This is a genomic window from Bordetella sp. 02P26C-1, from assembly GCF_009763255.1.
Taxonomy (GTDB): Bacteria; Pseudomonadota; Gammaproteobacteria; order Burkholderiales; family Burkholderiaceae_B; genus Bordetella_A.
Map to the genome: position 1 here is coordinate 12,410 of NZ_WSJB01000010.1, position 16,028 is coordinate 28,437.

Genomic DNA, 16,028 nt, shown 5'->3' on the forward strand with positions numbered 1-16,028 from the left:
CCTTGTCAGGATCATGCGTCGCTATTGGCTGATATTCGCTCAGGCCGTCACGGTGTGTCTGGCCATTTTATTCGTCGTGACGACGTTGCGACCTGACTGGCTGCGCTTATCCACTTATGCGCCATCGTCTGGCCCAAGCGCGCCGCCGCCCGTTGCCGCTGATGCCGGTAACGGGGCGCAAGCCGATGCCAATTCCAATGCGGACGCCCGCCCTGCCCTGATTCCCGGCGTTGTGTCTTATGCGCCAGCCGTGGCGCGCGCCGCGCCGTCGGTGGTGAATGTGTACACCAGCAAGCATGTGAATGTGCCGGTGGTGCCGTTGCCCGATGATCCGATGCTCAAGCAACTGCTTGGCCAGATGCCTGGCATCTCGCGCAATCAGCCTACCAGCAGCCTCGGTTCGGGCGTGATCGTCAGCCCCGAAGGCTATGTGCTGACCAACTATCACGTCGTGGAGGCCGCCGATGCGATCGAGGTGGCACTGACGGATGGTCGGGCGGGGACGGCCAAGGTGGTCGGTGCGGATCCGGAGACTGATTTAGCGGTGCTGAAACTCGCCGATGAGCTGCGACCCTTTCCCGTGGCGGCTTTTGCCACGGATCTGCGCTTGCAGGTGGGGGATGTGGTGCTGGCCATCGGCAACCCCTTCGGTGTGGGGCAGACGACCACTCAGGGCATTGTGTCGGCCTTGGGGCGCACGGGCCTGGGCATTAATACGTACGAAAATTTCATTCAGACGGATGCGGCGATTAACCCGGGCAACTCGGGCGGCGCATTGATCGATACGCAAGGCAATTTGGTGGGGATTAACGCGGCGATCTATTCCGAGACGGGCGGCTCGCTGGGGATCGGTTTTGCGATTCCCGTGGATACCGCGCGCAAGATCATGGAAGAGATCATCAAGTCCGGCGGTGTGCGGCGTGGCTGGCTGGGCATCGAGCCGCAGGACATCACGCCGGATCTGGCGCGTGCGTTCGGCCTGTCCGCGAATACGCGCGGCGTCATCATCGCGGGCGTGATGCGCGATGGTCCAGCGGCCAAAGGCGGCCTGCGCGTCGGCGATATCGTGAAGTCGATTGATGGCGTCGAGGTCAGTGACACGATGACCATGCTGCGTTTGATCGCGGCGCTGCCGCCCGGCGAAAAAGCCACGGTGCGTGTACGGCGCAGCGGCAAGCCGCGCGAGCTGACGGTGACCATTGGAACGCGGCCGATGTTGCCGCGGTCATAGCTCGCTCAGCCCACTGCACCTGAACTTGCCCTGCCTCAGGGCTGTTCGGTCAGACTGTTAGCTTCGTCGGCTTCGGCGCGGCTGTTAGGGGTGACCATGCGAGCAATGAGCAGCCCGACCTCGTACAACAGACACAGCGGGACAGCCAGCATGAATTGGCTCACCACATCGGGCGGCGTCACCACGGCGGCGATCACGAACGCGCCCACGACCACATAGCCGCGCGCGGCGCGCAGTTTTTGCAGTTCGACGATGCCTGTTTTCACGAGCAGCACGACGGCGACCGGGACTTCAAAGGTGATGCCGAAGGCCAGGAACATCGTCATGACGAAGCTCAGATAGGCCTCAATGTCCGGCGCGGGCGTGATCGACTGCGGCGCGAAACTCGCGATGAAGTGAAAGACCGTGCGGAAAACAAAGAAATAGCAAAACGCCATGCCCAAGATAAAGAGCAGCGTGCTCGATACGATCAATGGCAGCGCCAGGCGTTTTTCATGGCGGTACAGTCCGGGCGCGACAAAGGCCCAGGCCTGATAGAGCACAACCGGCAGCGCGATGATGAACGCCGCCATGAGCGTGACTTTGACAGGCACCATGAACGGCGTGATCACGCCGGTGGCGATCATACGGGTGCCCTGCGGCAGCGAGGCCAGCATGGGCTGGGCCAGCACGTCATAAATGACCGAAGCGCCCGGGTAGAGGAACAGCACCACGAACACCACGAGTACGGTGATCACGGCTTTCATGAGCCGGCTGCGCAGCTCGACCAGGTGCGAGATGAAAGTTTCCTGCGGCTGATCCTGGTCCAGATCGTCGTGCTGGGCGTTCTGAGTCACGGCGTGGTCGGCGTTTTAGGTTGCTGGGGAGACGTAACCGGCTCGGCGGGTACGGATGCGCTGGAAGCCGGGGGTGGGTTGTCGGCGGGTGCGGATGGCGCGGAGGCTGTGGGAGCAACAGAGGCTGCTACCGCCGCAGCGGTTGCCGGCGTTGCAGACGAGGTCGCTTCGGCGTCCTTTTTGATATCCGCGAAGGCTTTGTTTGCCTCGGATGCCGTCGTGTCCAGCTCGCTGCGTATGGTCGTTTCCGTCTCGCGCAACGAGGTTTTCACGTTGTGCGCGGCTTCGTCCATTTCGCTCTTGAACTTGCGCAGTTCGTCGAGCTCGATTTCGCGGCGGATATCGCTTTTGACGTCACTGACGTAGCGTTGCGCGCGACCGAGCAAATGCCCGATGGTACGCGCCACTTTGGGCAGACGTTCTGGCCCGATGACGATCAGCGCGATAACGCCGATCACCATCATCTCCGTGAAACTGACATCAAACATGCGACATCTGCTCGCTTAAAAACATAGCACTAGGAAATCGCGGTCGAGGCGGCGCCAATGCCAGGCATCGCGTCGACCGCATTCAACCGCGTCACGCCAATCAGGAGTGATGCTTTTCCTTGGTCTGCACGTCGATGGTGTCGTCGGCCACTTTGTTCTGCGTGACTTGCTCGGGCTTGTCGCTGTTGGCGTCTTTCATGCCTTCTTTGAAGCCTTTGACCGCGCCGCCGAGGTCGCTGCCGATGTTGCGCAGTTTCTTGGTACCGAAGATGAGTGCAACGATGACCAGGACAACCAACCAATGCCAGATACTGAAGCTACCCATGATGATGAATCTCCGGGGTTATGCGTTGGGCGCCGTGCGACCCTGCCAGGGACGCGGGCCGCCGAGGATATGGAAATGCAAATGCGGGACTTCCTGGCCGCCATGCGCGCCCGAGTTGGCGACTAAGCGGAACCCGCCTTCGGGTCCCGGCTGACAACCATTCTCGGCCGCCAGTCGGGTAGCCAATACTGTCATTCTACCCAACCAGCCGGCGTCCTCGGGCGTGACATCCTGCAGCGAGACCAAGTGGTGCTTGGGGATAACCAGCAGATGCACCGGCGCGGCCGGATTGATGTCATGAAAGGCCAGGAATTCTTCGTCCTCGTAGACTTTCTTCGAGGGGATTTCGCCGCGGACGATTTTGCAGAAAATACAGTTGTCGCTCATGGTGGCTCCGGACTCAGGATGCAGGGCGGCGCGCTTTTTCTTCCAACCCGGACAGCCCTTCGCGTCGTGCCAGCTCGGCCAGCACGTCTTCGGGGCGCAGGTTGAAGTGCGTCAGCGCAACGAGGCAATGAAACCATAGATCGGCCGTCTCGCTGACGATGCGCTCGGGCGTGCCGTCTTTGGCAGCCATGACCAGTTCGGTGGCTTCCTCGCCGATCTTTTTCAGAAACGAATCGGGGCCCTTGGCGAGCAGCTTGGCCACGTACGAGGACGCGGGATCGCCGCCATGATCCGGGCGTCGCGTCTCGAGCGTATCGGCGATGCGCGCCAGCGTGTCGGCGCCGTGTTCGGGAGTGCTCATTTGTAGATGTGCTCCGGGTCTTTCAGGACGGGGTCCACGCTCACCCAGGTGGCGCTGTCGGTCTGCCCTTCGAGGCGGCGAAAGAAACAGCTGGCGCGGCCCGTGTGGCAGGCGATGCCGCCTTCCTGGTGAACCTTCAGCAAAATCACGTCGCCGTCGCAATCCAGGCGCAGTTCGTGCACGGTCTGGGTATGACCGGACTCTTCGCCCTTGCGCCAGAGGCGCTGGCGCGAACGCGAAAAGTACACCGCGCGGCCGGTGGCGGCGGTCTCGGACAAGGCTTCTTGATTCATCCAGGCCACCATCAGGATATCGCCGGTTTCGGCGTCCTGAGCGATGGCGGGAATCAGGCCGTTGGCGTCAAAGACGACGTCGGCCATCCAGGCGGGTTGTGGTGTCATGGGTGCAGTCTAATCCAGTCTGACGGAGATGCCCTGATTCGCCATGAACGTCTTGCATTCCCGCACAGTGTGTTGGCCGAAATGGAAGATGCTCGCGGCCAGCACGGCGCTGGCGCGTCCGGCGGTCACGCCATCGGCCAAGTGCTGCAGACTGCCGACGCCGCCCGAGGCGATCACCGGAACCGGCACGGCGTCGGACACGCGGCGGGTCAGTTCGATGTCAAAGCCGGATTTGGTGCCATCGCGGTCCATGCTGGTCAGCAGGATTTCGCCCGCGCCATAGGCGGCCATTTTGCGCGCCCATTCGACGGCGTCCAGGCCCGTGGGTTTGCGGCCGCCGTGGGTAAAGACTTCCCAACGCGGTGGTTCACCGGGCGCGGAGACGCGGCGCGCGTCGATGGCGACCACGATGCACTGCGAGCCGTGATAGTCGGCGGCGGCGCGCACTAACTCGGGGTTCGCGACCGCCGCGCTATTGATGCTGATCTTGTCCGCACCCGCATTGAGCAGGCGTTGCACGTCGGAAACCTGACGCACGCCACCGCCCACGGTCAGCGGGATGAAGACCTGCGAGGCGACTTGCTCGATGATGGGCAGAATCAGATCGCGGTCGTCGCTGGTGGCCGTGATATCGAGAAACGTCAGTTCGTCAGCGCCCTGCTCGTCGTAGCGTCGCGCGATCTCGACGGGGTCACCCGCATCGGTCAGATTGACGAAGTTCACGCCTTTGACGACACGGCCGGCCGTGACGTCCAAGCAAGGAATGATGCGACGCGTGAGCGCGCTGGCCTGACCGGACGCGGCGGGCGTCGTGGGAGCGGCGGAGGGATTTACAACAGTCATGGGCAAAGTTCGTCGGCGCGGGTCTGCGCGGCCTGGAAGTCGAGCGTGCCTTCGTAGATGCTGCGCCCAAGGATGGCGCCTTCCACGCCTTCGCTGGCCACCGCGCACAGCGCCTCGATGTCGGCCATGCCTGCGATGCCGCCGGAGGCGAACACGGGGATGCGGACGTGCTGGGCGAGCTTGACCGTGGCTTCCACGTTCACACCGGACAACATGCCGTCGCGGCCGATGTCGGTGTAGATGATGGATTCGCAGCCGTAGTCTTCGAATTTCTTGGCCAGATCGAGCACGTCATGGCGGGTGAGCTTGCTCCAGCCATCGGTGGCAATTTTGCCGTCGCGGGCGTCCAGACCGACGATGATGTGGCCGGGGAACGCGCCGCAAGCGTCTTGCAGGAAACCGGGGTTTTTCACGGCCGCCGTGCCGATGATGACGTAGGAAATGCCAGCGTCCAGGTAGGCTTCGATGGTGTCCAGATCGCGGATACCACCGCCGATCTGCACCGGGATTTCGTCACCGACGGCTTCCAGGATGGCCTTGATGGGCGCGTTGTTCTTCGGCTTGCCGGCGACGGCGCCATTGAGGTCGACCAGATGCAGGCGCCGCGCGCCCAGGTCGAGCCAGTGCGAGGCCATCTCGGCGGGTTCTTCGGAGAATACCGTGGCGTCGTCGAGGTCTCCCTGGCGCAGGCGTACGCAGCGCCCGTCTTTGAGATCGATGGCGGGGATCAGCAGCATGGTCTATAGCGAGCTTGAATAAGTTGAGTAAAAAATGTCCCGCGCGAGGCGCGTACGGAAATTAAGGCTGCCAGTCTACAAAATTGCGGTACAGGCGCAAACCGTGGGTTGCGCTCTTCTCGGGGTGAAACTGCACCGCGAAGATGTTATCCCTTGCAACTGCACAGGTAAATGTAACGCCGTAGTCGGTTTCCCCTATGGTCAACGACGGATCGGCGGGGGCGGCATAGTAGCTGTGGACGAAATAAAAGTGCGTCCCGTCGGGGATGCCATCCCAGAGCGCATGGGCGCGGGTTTGACGCACGGCGTTCCAACCCATGTGCGGCACCTTCAGGCGTTCCACGCCGTCAGCCGGCACCGTCCCATCGGCGAATTGTTCGCCCGCGAAACGGCGCACCGTGCCCGGAAATAAAGCGAGGCACGAGGTGTTGCCCTCTTCGCTGGTCTCGAACAGCATTTGCTCACCCACGCACACGCCCAACAAGGGCTTGGCGGCGGCGGCACGCAGCACGGCTTCACGCAGTCCGGATTCATTGAGCGTGCGCATGCAATCGGCCATGGCGCCTTGGCCAGGGAATACGACACGGTCGGCCGCGTCGATCTCGGCGGCGCGATTACACACGCGGATGTCGGCGTCAGGCGCGGCGAAGCGCAGGGCGCGGGCCACGGAGTGGAAATTACCCATTCCGTAGTCGACGATGGCAATAGTAGTCACAGATATCTGCCTGGCTTAAGAGTTACAGCACGCCCTTGGTCGACGGCACCACGTCGCCCATGCGCGGATCGACTTCCAGCGCCATGCGCAACGCACGGCCAAACGCCTTGAAGACGGTTTCGCACTGGTGGTGCGCGTTAAAGCCGCGCAGGTTGTCGATGTGCAGCGTGGTCAACGCGTGGTTGACGAAGCCCTGGAAGAACTCACGCGTCAGGTCCACGTCGAAATTGCCGATGCGCGCGCGAGTGAAGGGGATGTGATATTCCAGGCCCGGACGGCCCGAAAAATCGATCACCACGCGCGAGAGCGCTTCGTCCAGCGGCACATAGGCGTGGCCATAACGGCGGATACCGGCTTTGCTGCCCACGGCCTTGGCCACCGCCATGCCCAGCGTGATGCCCACGTCTTCGACCGTATGGTGCGCATCGATGTGCAGATCGCCTTCGGCCTTGATGTCGAGGTCGATCAGTCCATGACGGGCGATCTGGTCCAGCATATGGTCGAGGAAGGGAACACCCGTGTCCAGATTCTGACGGCCGGTGCCATCCAGATTGACGGCGACGCGAATGCGCGTTTCGTTGGTGTTGCGGGTGATATCGGCGGTACGCATAAACAGTGAGGCGAGCCTGGTAATAATGAGGTTTTCGGCGCCACGGGCGTCCGTGGCGGGCAAGATCAGGACTTATCGAGACGGTATTCGGCGCTGGCGGCGTGGGCAGGCAGGCCCTCGCCTTTGGCGAGCTCGGCGGCGATACGGCCCAGGGTCTGGGCGCCCTGCTGGGACACCTGGATCAGGCTGGAACGCTTCTGGAAATCATAGACACCCAGCGGCGACGAGAAACGCGCCGTGCGCGAGGTCGGCAGCACGTGGTTGGGCCCGGCGCAATAGTCGCCCAGCGATTCGGAGCTGAAACGGCCCATGAAGATCGCGCCGGCATGGCGGATACGCGCGGTCCAGTGTTCGGGTTGCTCGGTGGAAATTTCCAGATGTTCGGGCGCGATACTGTTGGCGATGGCGCAGGCTTCTTCCAGATCGCGCACCAGGATCAGCGCGCCGCGATTGGCCAGGCTCACGCGCAGGATGTCCTCGCGTGGCATGGTCGGCAGCAGGCGCTCGATCGCGGCTTCGACCTCGTCAATGTAGGCGGCGTCCGGGCACAGCAGGATGGATTGGGCCATCTCGTCGTGCTCGGCTTGCGAGAACAGATCCATCGCGATCCAGTCGGCGGGCGTTTTGCCGTCGCAGATGACCAGGATTTCGCTGGGGCCGGCGATCATGTCGATGCCCACGGTGCCGAACACGCGGCGTTTGGCGGCGGCGACGTAGGCATTGCCGGGACCGACGATTTTGTCGACGGCGGGAATAGTCGCCGTGCCGTAGGCCAGCGCACCGACGGCCTGCGCACCGCCAATGGCGAAGGCACGGTCCACGCCGGCGATAGCGGCGGCCGCCAGCACGATGGGGTTACGCACGCCATCGGGCGTGGGCGTGACCATGATCAGTTCGCCCACGCCCGCCACCTTCGCGGGAATGGCGTTCATCAGCACGGACGAGGGATAGGCGGCTTTGCCTCCCGGCACGTACAACCCTGCCCGGTCCAGCGGCGTGATCTGTTGTCCGAGCAAGGTGCCTTCGGCGTCGGTATACGTCCAGGTTTCACCGCGTTGATGCTCGTGATAGGCGCGCACGCGATCGGCCGCGGTTTCCAGCGCGTTGCGCTGCGCGGTGGGCAAGGCGGCCAGCGCCGCATGCCAGTCGGCCTTGGGAATTTCCAACGCTTCGGCGGAGGTGACCGCGACGCGATCGAAACGCCGCGTATATTCCAGTAGCGCCGTGTCGCCACGCTGGCGCACATCGGTCAGAATCGCGGCCGCAGCGCGGTCGATGGATTCGTCTTCGGTGGCTTCAAAAGCCAGCAGTTTAGACAGCGCGGCGGCAAAATCCGGCTGACGGGAATCGAGGCGGTTAATCAGAGCCATGGCGTCACGGTGAAGCTAAAAAGCCATCGGCGCGCGCCTCATCGAGCCGCCCGCCGTAGCGTATAAAGACATAGTGTAGCGGGCGCAGCGTTCTCAGGCAGCAGCGCTCGCGTCGGCGGCCCGTTGGAACGCGTCGAGCAAGGGTTGCAAACGGGCGCCACGCGTCTTCAGGGACGCTTGGTTGACGATCAGCCGCGACGAGATATCCATGATGTCCTCGACGGCGACCAGATCGTTCGCGCGCAGCGTGCCGCCCGAGGACACCAAGTCCACGATACAGTCGGCCAGACCCACCAGTGGGGCGAGTTCCATCGAGCCGTAGAGCTTGATGATGTCCACGTACACGCCCTTGGACGCAAAATGCTCGCGTGCCGATTGGACGTATTTGGTGGCGACACGCAGGCGCGCGCCCTGGTGGACGGCGGCGGCGTAGTCGAAGCCATTGCGCACGGCCACGCACAGGCGGCACTTGGCGATATTCAGGTCGATCGGCTGATACAGCCCGCCCGGCTGCTGGGCCGCGTGCTCGATCAGCACGTCCTTGCCCGCGATGCCCAGATCGGCTGCACCGTATTGCACGTAGGTGGGTACGTCCGAGGCGCGCACGATGATCAGCTGCAGGCCGGGATCGCTGGTCGGCAGAATCAGCTTGCGCGAGCTCTCGGGGTTCTCGGGTACCTCGATGCCGGCTTCGGCCAGCAGCGGCAGCGTTTCTTCGAAAATGCGGCCCTTGGACAGGGCCAGGGTAATGGGCGCGTTGGCGACGGGGCTCATAGGGATTCCTTGCCGGTCAGGCGCTGTATATCCGCGCCCAGGGCGCGTAATTTGACTTCCATGCGGTCGTAGCCGCGGTCCAGGTGATAAATGCGATCGATGGTGGTCTCGCCCACGGCCGCCAGGCCCGCGATGACCAGGCTGGCCGAGGCGCGCAGATCGGTCGCCATGACGGTGGCGCCCGAGAGGCGCGGCACGCCATGCACGACGGCGGTGTGGCCGTCGATATCGATATCGGCGCCCATGCGGCCGAGTTCCTGCACGTGCATGAAGCGGTTCTCGAAAATCGTCTCGACGATGACCGCGGTGCCTTCGGCGACCGTGTCCAACGCCATCAGCTGCGCCTGCATATCGGTGGCAAAGCCGGGATATTCATGGGTACGGGCACCGACGGCCCGCGGGCGGCCTTGCATGGAACCGCGAATCCAGTCCTCGCCGATTTCGAGCTTCACGCCGGCTTCGGTCAGTTTGTCCAGGGTGGCGCCCATCACGCCAGGATCAACATTGCGCAGCACGATATCGCCGCCGGCGGCGCCCACGGCGCACAGGAACGTACCGGCCTCGATACGGTCCGGGCAGACACGATGCTCGGCGCCATGCAGGCTATCGACGCCATCAATCACGATGCGGTCGGTGCCGTGGCCACGAATGCGCGCGCCCATCTTGATGAGCAGTTCGGCCAGATCGACGACTTCGGGTTCGCGTGCGGCGTTTTCGAGAATCGTCTGGCCTTCGGCCAGGACGGCGGCCATCAGCAGGTTTTCCGTGCCGGTGACGGTGACCATATCGGTGCGGATCGTCGCGCCCTTCAGACGGGGCGCGCGGGCCACCACAAAGCCATGCTCGATCCTGATGTCCGCGCCTAATGCCGCCAGTCCCTTGATGTGCTGATCAACCGGGCGTTGGCCAATGCTGCAACCACCGGGCAGGCTGACACGCGCCTCGCCGAATCGCGCCACCAGCGGCCCCAGCACCAGGATCGAGGCGCGCATGGTCTTGACCAGATCGTAAGGCGCTTCGAGGTTATCGACCTGATCGGCTTGCAGCGTGACCACGCCGTCGGCGCCGCGCGAGGCCTTGACGCCCATGCGACCCAGCAGGCTCAGCATGGTGGAGGTATCGTTCAAATCGGGAACGTTGTGCAGCGAGACCGTATCGGCGGTCAAAAGGCCCGCGCACAGAATCGGCAGGGCCGCGTTTTTCGCGCCCGACACCGTGACTTCGCCGCGCAGGGCGGCGCCACCGGTAATGCGTAGTTTGTCCATTACTGACCCGCCTTGGCGTATTCTTCGGGCGTCATGGTCCGCATGGACAGCGCGTGAATTTCGGCTTTCATGCGATCGCCCAGGGCGGCGTAGACGAGCTGATGGCGCGCGATCAAACGTTTGCCTTCAAATTCGCGGCTGACAATGACCGCGTCGAAATGCGAACCGTCGCCCTGCACGTCCAGGTGCTCGCAAGACAAACCGTCGGCAATATATTGGCGAACCTGCTCGGGGGTAGGCAGCATGGGTGTTACGTCCTGAGTTTGTAGCCGCTGGCCAGCAGTCGCAAAGCGTAGAACGCCAATACCGCGAACACCCCCGTCACGACCGCCAGGCTATGCCAGGGCGACACGTCCGATGCGGAGAAGAATCCGTAGCGAAAGCCATCGATCGTATAGAAAATGGGGTTCCAGTGCGACACCGATTGCCAGAACGGCGGCAGTGTATGGATGGAGTAGAACACGCCGGACAAGAACGTGGCCGGCATGATGAGAAAGTTTTGGAAGACGGCCAGCTGGTCGAATTTTTCCGACCACAGACCTGCGATGATGCCTAGCGTGCCCATGATGCCGCAGGCCAGCACGGCGAATACGACGACCCAGCCCGGGTGCGCCACTGGCAGAGAGACAAAACACAGCGCGACCAGCCAGACGCACAGCCCCACGGCCAGCCCGCGCGCGATAGCGGCGATCAGATAGGCCGAGAAGATTTCGCGATGCGACAGCGGCGGCAGCAGCACAAACACCAGATTGCCGGTGATGCGGCTTTGAATCAGCGACGATGACGGGTTGGCGAAGGCGTTTTGCAGCATGCTCATCATCATCAAGCCGGGGATGAGAAACTGCGTATACGGGATGCTGCCGTACACCATCAACCGCCCTTCCAGCACTTGGGCGAACACCAGCAGATACAGCAGCGCCGTGACGACCGGCGCGGCGATGGTCTGGAAGGCGACCTTCCAGAACCGCAGCAGTTCCTTGCGCAACAGCGTGGGAAAGCCCGATCCGGCATCCAGGCGCGGCTGCACGAGCGGCTTGTCCGTGGGCGTGATGGGTGGCGTCACGACAGGGCCTCCTCGGGTTCCAGCTCGGCGCCGGCGGGCGAGTCATCCTGCATGATGCGCACAAACGCATCCTCGAGGTCCACGCCGCCCACGCGCGCCAGCAGCGCTTGCGTGGTGTCGAGCGCGACGATGCGCCCGCGCTTGAGCATGGCGATGCGTCCGCAGAGCGCTTCGGCTTCTTCGAGGTAGTGCGTGGTCAGCATGATGGTGTGGCCGGCCTTGTTCAGACGCGAGATGAATTCCCAGAGCGTGCGGCGCAGATCCACGTCCACGCCCGCCGTCGGTTCATCGAGCACGATGACCGGTGGGCGGTGCACCAGCGCTTGCGCGACCAGCACGCGGCGTTTCATGCCGCCCGACAGCGCCCGCATATTGCTATTGGCCTTGTCCGCCAGCCCCAGATTGAACAGAATCTCGTCGATCCAATCGTCGTTATTGCGCAAGCCAAAGTAGCCCGACTGAATGCGCAGCGTCTCGCGCACCGTGAAGAACGGGTCGTACACGAGTTCCTGCGGGACCACGCCCAGCGCGCGGCGGGCGGCCTTATAGTCGGTCGTGACATCGTAGCCACAGACGCTTGCGCGCCCGCTGGTGGCTTTCGCCAGCCCCGCGAGTATGGAGATCAGCGTGGTTTTGCCCGCGCCGTTAGGGCCGAGCAGCCCGAAAAACTCGCCCGGCTCGATCCGCAAACTGACGTCGTTTAACGCCTGAAATCCCGGGCCGGCTGTGCGTCCAAGCAGTTTTTTCCAGCCGACGGGTCGCGGCGGATAGATTTTGGAGACGTGTTCTAGACAGACAGCAGACATGGCTACGGCGCAAAGCTCGGGGCTAGAGCGGGGAATCGTCCATTATAAATGGCGCACCCGTACCCAGCCCTAAGCGCCCTGCGCCGCCTGGGGTTATTGATTGCGCTGGTTCAGCGCCTTGATCAGGCCGTCGATGCCGGATTGATCGATCTGCTGGGCGAACTGATTGCGATAGTTCTGGATGAGCCAGATGCCTTCGACATTCAGGTCATAGATGCGCCAGCCTTGCTGCGGATCCTTTTCCAGACGATAGTCCACGCCCACGGGCTGACCGTTGGACTGGGTGATCAGGCTGCGCACCACCACGTCATCCGCATTGGGGTCGCCACGGAAAGGCAACAGCTTGATGGTGGTGGAGGGCGTGACATCGGTCAGAGCGCCGCTATAGGTACGGATCAACGTGCCCCGAAAGGCATCGGCCAGCGCATTGCGCTGCTCAGGCGTGGCCTGACGCCAGTAGCGGCCGGCGGCCAGCTGCGTGGTCTTGCGAAAGTCCACGTACGGCAGGATATAGGTGTCCACGACCTTGTTGATGTGGGCCAGATCGCCCGACTTCACTTTCGTGTCCGATTTGAGCGCGTCCAGCGCTTCAGTGGCGGCTTGCAGCACGAATTGATCCGGTGCACCGTGTGCGTCGGGTTTGGCGTGCGCGCTCGCTGCGGCCATCAGGCCGAGCATGGCGGCCAGGAACAGGCGCTGCACTTGGGTAAAAATAGAAATTCGCATAAATGCTCCTTACGGGTGAGACGCCGCGATCAGCGGGCAGCCGGCGTGGCCGCGGGTGCGCCTGTGGCGGGGGTGGCCGACGCGGGGGCCTTCGCCTCGGTGTCGTCCTCGTCGTCCTCGAGGCTGTAGTCGGGTACATTGTCCTCGCCGCTCGCCGTGCCGCGCACCATGGCGGCGCGACGCTGCAAATAGGCGTCTCGGACAAAGCTATACGGATCGAGCGCGACGCGATCAACCGTGTTGGTCGTATCGAGCAGGTTCGCGCGGGTATCGACGATATCCAGGCCCCACAGGCTATTGCGCAGGGGCACATCATCGATCGCGCTGGGACTGGTGTAAGTGTACTCACGACCATACCAGTCGCCCACCAGGCCGGCGCTGTCGCGCACGGTGCTCGGACCCCAGAACGGCAACACCAGGTACGGGCCACTGCCGATGCCCCAGACGCCCAACGTGGTGCCGAAGTCGTTCGGAATCTTGCGTGCGCCATTGGCCGAGGCCACGTCGATACAGCCGCCAATTCCCATGGTGGTGTTGAACAGGAACCGCCCCAGCGTGTTCACGAAATCATGCCCACGGCCTTGCAGAAAGCTGTTGGTCGCCGCCCACAGATCACCCACGTTGCTGAACATGTTGTGGATACAACTGCGTACCGGTTGTGGCGTCACATAGGTGTAGGCCTGCGCCACGGGCTTGAACACGGCGCGGTCAACCGTATCGTTGAATTTGTAGACGCCGCGGTTAAAGCCTTCCCAGGGGTCCTGGGGATTAGGCGTGCCTTGCGTGGCGCAGCCGGCTGTCAAGGCGCAGACGGCGGCGACGGAGGCTAAACGGGCGTAAGTGGGCATGGTCATAATGGGACTGCCAAAGTTCAATTCGGATTAACTTGCCACGAGGCTACACAATTGCGCTTGTTCTGCCTAGCGGGGCGGCACAGTGTCAGTTCGCCGGCGCGGGCGCCGGGTCATTCTGGCCGGCTTGCGAGCCCTGATTTTCCGCGGTTTTGTAGAGAAACTGGCTGATCAGGTTTTCCAGCACGACGGCGCTCTGTGTATAACGGATTTTGCCGCCGTCGGTCAGGTTTTGTTCGTCACCGCCTGCGGTCAGGCCAATGTACTGCTCGCCCAAGAGGCCGGAGGTCAGGATCGACGCGGAGGTGTCCTTGGGGAACAGAAACTGTTCTTCCATATTGAGGGTGACGACCGCTTTGAACGTCTGGTCGTCGAAACTGATGGCTTTCACCCGGCCAACCACGACGCCCGCGCTTTTCACGGCCGCGCGCTCCTTCAAGCCGCCGATGTTGTCGAAATCGGCCGTCAGGGTGTAGGTGGGCGCAAAAGAGAAGCTGCTCAGATTACCCGCGCGCAAGGCCAGGAAAATAACCGCCACCGCCCCCAGCAGAATAAAGAGCCCTACCCAGAAATCAGTTTTTTCGCGTGACATGGTACTAATCCGTATTATTCGCCAAACATCAGGGCGGTAAGCAAGAAGTCCAGACCCAGCACCGCCAGCGAGCCGACGACGACAGTGCGGGTGGTGGCGCGTGCGACGCCCTCGGGCGTGGCGCGCGCCTGCCAGCCCTGGTAGAGGGCCACCAGCGTGACGGCCACGCCAAACACAATGCTTTTCAGCACGCCGTTGGCCACATCGTTCCAGACGTCCACGCCGCTTTGCATTTGCGACCAGAAGGCGCCGGGGTCCACGCCAATGAGCAGCACGCCCACGACCCAGCCACCCAGAATGCCGACCATGGAAAACACGGCCGCCAGAATGGGCATCGCAATGACCCCACCCCAGAAACGCGGCACCAGCACGCGGCGCATCGGATCGACGGCCATCACTTCCATGGCCGAGAGCTGCTCACCCGCCTTCATCAAACCGATCTCGGCCGTGAGCGAGGTGCCTGCCCGCCCGGCAAACAGCAAAGCCGTGACCACCGGGCCCAGCTCGCGCACCAGCGACAGCGCCACCAGCAAGCCCAGTGCCTCTTCCGAGCCGTAGCGATTCAGGGTGTAGTAGCCCTGCAATCCCAGCACGAAGCCGACAAACAGCCCCGACACCACGATAATCAGCAGGGAGTAATTGCCGATGAAATGCACTTGCTGCGACACCAGCCGCGGGCGTTTAAAGACGATTCCGCTGCGTATCAGCAGTTGAAAAAAGAAACGGGTAAAGACGCCGATGTCGCTGATGCGATGGCGCACCCAGCGGCCCAGCGCGCTGATCGCGGTAATCGGTCCGATCATGATGCGCGGCCCTCTTGCTTGGCCAGCCACGCGCGAAAGGCCGGTGTTTCGGGATACTGAAACGCGACGGGCCCGTCGGGCTCGCCGCGCAGGAATTGCTGGACATAGGGATCGGAGGAGTCCCTCAGCGATTGCGGCGTGCCAGACATGACGAGTTCACCCTGGCCGACCAAATAGACGCGATCGGCAATGGCAAAGGATTCTTCCACGTCGTGCGTAATCAGCACGGATGCGCAATGCAGCCGGTCGGACAGGTCGCGGATCAGGCGCGCCGTGATCCCTAGCGAAATCGGGTCCAAGCCTGCAAAGGGCTCGTCGTACAAAATCAATTCGGGTTCCAACACCACGGCGCGCGCCAGTGCCACGCGCCGGGCCATGCCGCCTGAAATTTCCGCCACGCGCAAATGCGCCGCGGCACGCAGGCCGACCGCATCGAGCTTTTCCAGCACGCGGGCGCGAATTTCCGCCTCAGCCATCTTCGTGTGTTCGCGCAGCGGGAACGCGACATTTTCAAAGACGTTCAGGTCCGTAAACAGCGCGCCTTGCTGAAACAAGACCCCCATGCGCTGGCGCAAGGCCTGCAACTGGTCGCGATCGATTTGGCTCAAATCCGTCCCGAACACGTGCACACGGCCGCGCTGGGGGGGTAACTGTCCGGTCGCGGCCCGCAGCAACGTCGTTTTGCCCGAACCCGAACCACCCATCACGGCCACCACCTGGCCCGGCTGAACCGTCATCGTGATGTCCCGCAATACCGTGAAGTCGCCATATCCCAGCGCCACGGCGTCTAGGGATAAAGCGGGTTCGGAACTGCTGGACGTATGAACGGACATGGGCAATAGAC

22 protein-coding genes are annotated in these 16,028 nt (G+C 62.9%); 1 reads left to right on the plus strand and 21 read right to left on the minus strand.

Features of this window, described 5'->3' with window-relative positions; all coding sequences use genetic code 11:
• Positions 1 to 13: 13 nt before the first annotated feature.
• Positions 14 to 1,231 (plus strand): trypsin-like peptidase domain-containing protein, encoded by a 1,218-nt coding sequence (locus GOQ28_RS05720; protein ID WP_160351111.1) that lies wholly within the window; start codon positions 14 to 16, stop codon positions 1,229 to 1,231.
• 35 nt (positions 1,232 to 1,266) lie between these two features.
• On the opposite strand, the gene tatC is transcribed toward GOQ28_RS05720, so the two are convergent.
• From tatC to GOQ28_RS05825, 21 genes are all read right to left on the minus strand, one after another.
• A complete protein-coding gene (gene tatC, locus GOQ28_RS05725) occupies positions 1,267 to 2,067 on the minus strand; it encodes a twin-arginine translocase subunit TatC (protein WP_160351110.1) in 801 nt (266 codons plus the stop codon).
• Positions 2,064 to 2,555: a Sec-independent protein translocase protein TatB gene (gene tatB, locus GOQ28_RS05730; protein ID WP_160355769.1), complete on the minus strand. Its 492-nt coding sequence runs from the start codon at positions 2,553 to 2,555 to the stop codon at positions 2,064 to 2,066. The genes tatC and tatB overlap by 4 nt, the downstream gene beginning before the upstream one ends.
• Before the next feature lie 100 nt (positions 2,556 to 2,655).
• Complete coding sequence (tatA, locus tag GOQ28_RS05735; RefSeq protein WP_160351108.1) at positions 2,656 to 2,880, minus strand: Sec-independent protein translocase subunit TatA; 225 nt, start codon at positions 2,878 to 2,880, stop codon at positions 2,656 to 2,658.
• Positions 2,881 to 2,898: 18 nt separating this feature from the next.
• Positions 2,899 to 3,267, minus strand: a complete 369-nt coding sequence (locus tag GOQ28_RS05740; RefSeq protein ID WP_160351107.1) for a histidine triad nucleotide-binding protein — start codon at positions 3,265 to 3,267, stop codon at positions 2,899 to 2,901.
• Between the two features lie 13 nt (positions 3,268 to 3,280).
• Positions 3,281 to 3,628 (minus strand): phosphoribosyl-ATP diphosphatase, encoded by a 348-nt coding sequence (locus GOQ28_RS05745; RefSeq protein ID WP_160355770.1) that lies wholly within the window; start codon positions 3,626 to 3,628, stop codon positions 3,281 to 3,283.
• Positions 3,625 to 4,029, minus strand: coding sequence for a phosphoribosyl-AMP cyclohydrolase (hisI, locus tag GOQ28_RS05750; protein WP_160355771.1), 405 nt, complete (start codon positions 4,027 to 4,029; stop codon positions 3,625 to 3,627). The genes GOQ28_RS05745 and hisI overlap by 4 nt, the downstream gene beginning before the upstream one ends.
• Before the next feature lie 9 nt (positions 4,030 to 4,038).
• Positions 4,039 to 4,872: an imidazole glycerol phosphate synthase subunit HisF gene (hisF, locus tag GOQ28_RS05755; RefSeq protein ID WP_160355772.1), complete on the minus strand. Its 834-nt coding sequence runs from the start codon at positions 4,870 to 4,872 to the stop codon at positions 4,039 to 4,041.
• Positions 4,869 to 5,609, minus strand: a complete 741-nt coding sequence (gene hisA / locus GOQ28_RS05760) for a 1-(5-phosphoribosyl)-5-[(5-phosphoribosylamino)methylideneamino]imidazole-4-carboxamide isomerase (RefSeq protein ID WP_160351103.1) — start codon at positions 5,607 to 5,609, stop codon at positions 4,869 to 4,871. The genes hisF and hisA overlap by 4 nt, the downstream gene beginning before the upstream one ends.
• A 61-nt stretch (positions 5,610 to 5,670) precedes the next feature.
• Positions 5,671 to 6,324, minus strand: a complete 654-nt coding sequence (gene hisH / locus GOQ28_RS05765; protein ID WP_160351102.1) for an imidazole glycerol phosphate synthase subunit HisH — start codon at positions 6,322 to 6,324, stop codon at positions 5,671 to 5,673.
• 22 nt (positions 6,325 to 6,346) lie between these two features.
• Positions 6,347 to 6,934, minus strand: coding sequence for an imidazoleglycerol-phosphate dehydratase HisB (gene hisB / locus GOQ28_RS05770; RefSeq protein ID WP_160351101.1), 588 nt, complete (start codon positions 6,932 to 6,934; stop codon positions 6,347 to 6,349).
• A 65-nt stretch (positions 6,935 to 6,999) separates the two neighbouring features.
• Positions 7,000 to 8,304, minus strand: coding sequence for a histidinol dehydrogenase (gene hisD, locus GOQ28_RS05775; protein WP_160355773.1), 1,305 nt, complete (start codon positions 8,302 to 8,304; stop codon positions 7,000 to 7,002).
• A 93-nt stretch (positions 8,305 to 8,397) separates the two neighbouring features.
• Positions 8,398 to 9,078 (minus strand): ATP phosphoribosyltransferase, encoded by a 681-nt coding sequence (hisG, locus tag GOQ28_RS05780; RefSeq protein ID WP_160355774.1) that lies wholly within the window; start codon positions 9,076 to 9,078, stop codon positions 8,398 to 8,400.
• Entirely contained in the window at positions 9,075 to 10,343 is a 1,269-nt protein-coding gene (gene murA / locus GOQ28_RS05785) for a UDP-N-acetylglucosamine 1-carboxyvinyltransferase (RefSeq protein ID WP_160355775.1), read from the minus strand. Before murA ends, hisG begins: the two co-directional genes overlap by 4 nt.
• On the minus strand, positions 10,343 to 10,588 hold the full coding sequence (locus GOQ28_RS05790; RefSeq protein WP_160351097.1) for a BolA family protein: 246 nt from the start codon (positions 10,586 to 10,588) through the stop codon (positions 10,343 to 10,345). Before GOQ28_RS05790 ends, murA begins: the two co-directional genes overlap by 1 nt.
• A 5-nt stretch (positions 10,589 to 10,593) precedes the next feature.
• Positions 10,594 to 11,406 carry an ABC transporter permease gene (locus GOQ28_RS05795; protein ID WP_160355776.1) on the minus strand — a complete coding sequence of 271 codons (813 nt, stop codon included), beginning with the start codon at positions 11,404 to 11,406 and terminating at the stop codon, positions 10,594 to 10,596.
• Entirely contained in the window at positions 11,403 to 12,212 is an 810-nt protein-coding gene (locus GOQ28_RS05800) for an ABC transporter ATP-binding protein (protein WP_160351095.1), read from the minus strand. The genes GOQ28_RS05795 and GOQ28_RS05800 overlap by 4 nt, the downstream gene beginning before the upstream one ends.
• A 93-nt stretch (positions 12,213 to 12,305) precedes the next feature.
• Positions 12,306 to 12,938, minus strand: coding sequence for an MlaC/ttg2D family ABC transporter substrate-binding protein (locus tag GOQ28_RS05805; protein ID WP_160355777.1), 633 nt, complete (start codon positions 12,936 to 12,938; stop codon positions 12,306 to 12,308).
• Positions 12,939 to 12,967: 29 nt separating this feature from the next.
• Positions 12,968 to 13,792, minus strand: a complete 825-nt coding sequence (locus GOQ28_RS05810; RefSeq protein WP_160355778.1) for an MlaA family lipoprotein — start codon at positions 13,790 to 13,792, stop codon at positions 12,968 to 12,970.
• An 85-nt stretch (positions 13,793 to 13,877) separates the two neighbouring features.
• Complete coding sequence (mlaD, locus tag GOQ28_RS05815; protein ID WP_160351092.1) at positions 13,878 to 14,381, minus strand: outer membrane lipid asymmetry maintenance protein MlaD; 504 nt, start codon at positions 14,379 to 14,381, stop codon at positions 13,878 to 13,880.
• 14 nt (positions 14,382 to 14,395) lie between these two features.
• Positions 14,396 to 15,184, minus strand: coding sequence for a lipid asymmetry maintenance ABC transporter permease subunit MlaE (mlaE, locus tag GOQ28_RS05820; RefSeq protein WP_160351091.1), 789 nt, complete (start codon positions 15,182 to 15,184; stop codon positions 14,396 to 14,398).
• Positions 15,181 to 16,017 (minus strand): ABC transporter ATP-binding protein, encoded by an 837-nt coding sequence (locus GOQ28_RS05825; protein ID WP_160355779.1) that lies wholly within the window; start codon positions 16,015 to 16,017, stop codon positions 15,181 to 15,183. Before GOQ28_RS05825 ends, mlaE begins: the two co-directional genes overlap by 4 nt.
• Positions 16,018 to 16,028 lie beyond the last annotated feature (11 nt).

What these genes read in the sequence shown, in the direction of transcription:
- GOQ28_RS05810 (WP_160355778.1), bottom strand. Translation starts at nt 13,792, where the DNA reads ATGACCATGCCCACTTACGCCCGTTTAGCCTCCGTCGCCGCCGTCTGC.
- murA (WP_160355775.1), bottom strand. Translation starts at nt 10,343, where the DNA reads ATGGACAAACTACGCATTACCGGTGGCGCCGCCCTGCGCGGCGAAGTC.
- mlaD (WP_160351092.1), bottom strand. Translation starts at nt 14,381, where the DNA reads ATGTCACGCGAAAAAACTGATTTCTGGGTAGGGCTCTTTATTCTGCTG.
- GOQ28_RS05745 (WP_160355770.1), bottom strand. Translation starts at nt 3,628, where the DNA reads ATGAGCACTCCCGAACACGGCGCCGACACGCTGGCGCGCATCGCCGAT.
- hisD (WP_160355773.1), bottom strand. Translation starts at nt 8,304, where the DNA reads ATGGCTCTGATTAACCGCCTCGATTCCCGTCAGCCGGATTTTGCCGCC.
- GOQ28_RS05790 (WP_160351097.1), bottom strand. Translation starts at nt 10,588, where the DNA reads ATGCTGCCTACCCCCGAGCAGGTTCGCCAATATATTGCCGACGGTTTG.
- tatA (WP_160351108.1), bottom strand. Translation starts at nt 2,880, where the DNA reads ATGGGTAGCTTCAGTATCTGGCATTGGTTGGTTGTCCTGGTCATCGTT.
- GOQ28_RS05740 (WP_160351107.1), bottom strand. Translation starts at nt 3,267, where the DNA reads ATGAGCGACAACTGTATTTTCTGCAAAATCGTCCGCGGCGAAATCCCC.
- hisG (WP_160355774.1), bottom strand. Translation starts at nt 9,078, where the DNA reads ATGAGCCCCGTCGCCAACGCGCCCATTACCCTGGCCCTGTCCAAGGGC.
- GOQ28_RS05800 (WP_160351095.1), bottom strand. Translation starts at nt 12,212, where the DNA reads ATGTCTGCTGTCTGTCTAGAACACGTCTCCAAAATCTATCCGCCGCGA.
- GOQ28_RS05805 (WP_160355777.1), bottom strand. Translation starts at nt 12,938, where the DNA reads ATGCGAATTTCTATTTTTACCCAAGTGCAGCGCCTGTTCCTGGCCGCC.
- tatB (WP_160355769.1), bottom strand. Translation starts at nt 2,555, where the DNA reads ATGTTTGATGTCAGTTTCACGGAGATGATGGTGATCGGCGTTATCGCG.
- GOQ28_RS05720 (WP_160351111.1), top strand. Translation starts at nt 14, where the DNA reads ATGCGTCGCTATTGGCTGATATTCGCTCAGGCCGTCACGGTGTGTCTG.
- hisA (WP_160351103.1), bottom strand. Translation starts at nt 5,609, where the DNA reads ATGCTGCTGATCCCCGCCATCGATCTCAAAGACGGGCGCTGCGTACGC.
- GOQ28_RS05825 (WP_160355779.1), bottom strand. Translation starts at nt 16,017, where the DNA reads ATGTCCGTTCATACGTCCAGCAGTTCCGAACCCGCTTTATCCCTAGAC.
- hisF (WP_160355772.1), bottom strand. Translation starts at nt 4,872, where the DNA reads ATGACTGTTGTAAATCCCTCCGCCGCTCCCACGACGCCCGCCGCGTCC.
- hisI (WP_160355771.1), bottom strand. Translation starts at nt 4,029, where the DNA reads ATGACACCACAACCCGCCTGGATGGCCGACGTCGTCTTTGACGCCAAC.
- hisB (WP_160351101.1), bottom strand. Translation starts at nt 6,934, where the DNA reads ATGCGTACCGCCGATATCACCCGCAACACCAACGAAACGCGCATTCGC.
- mlaE (WP_160351091.1), bottom strand. Translation starts at nt 15,184, where the DNA reads ATGATCGGACCGATTACCGCGATCAGCGCGCTGGGCCGCTGGGTGCGC.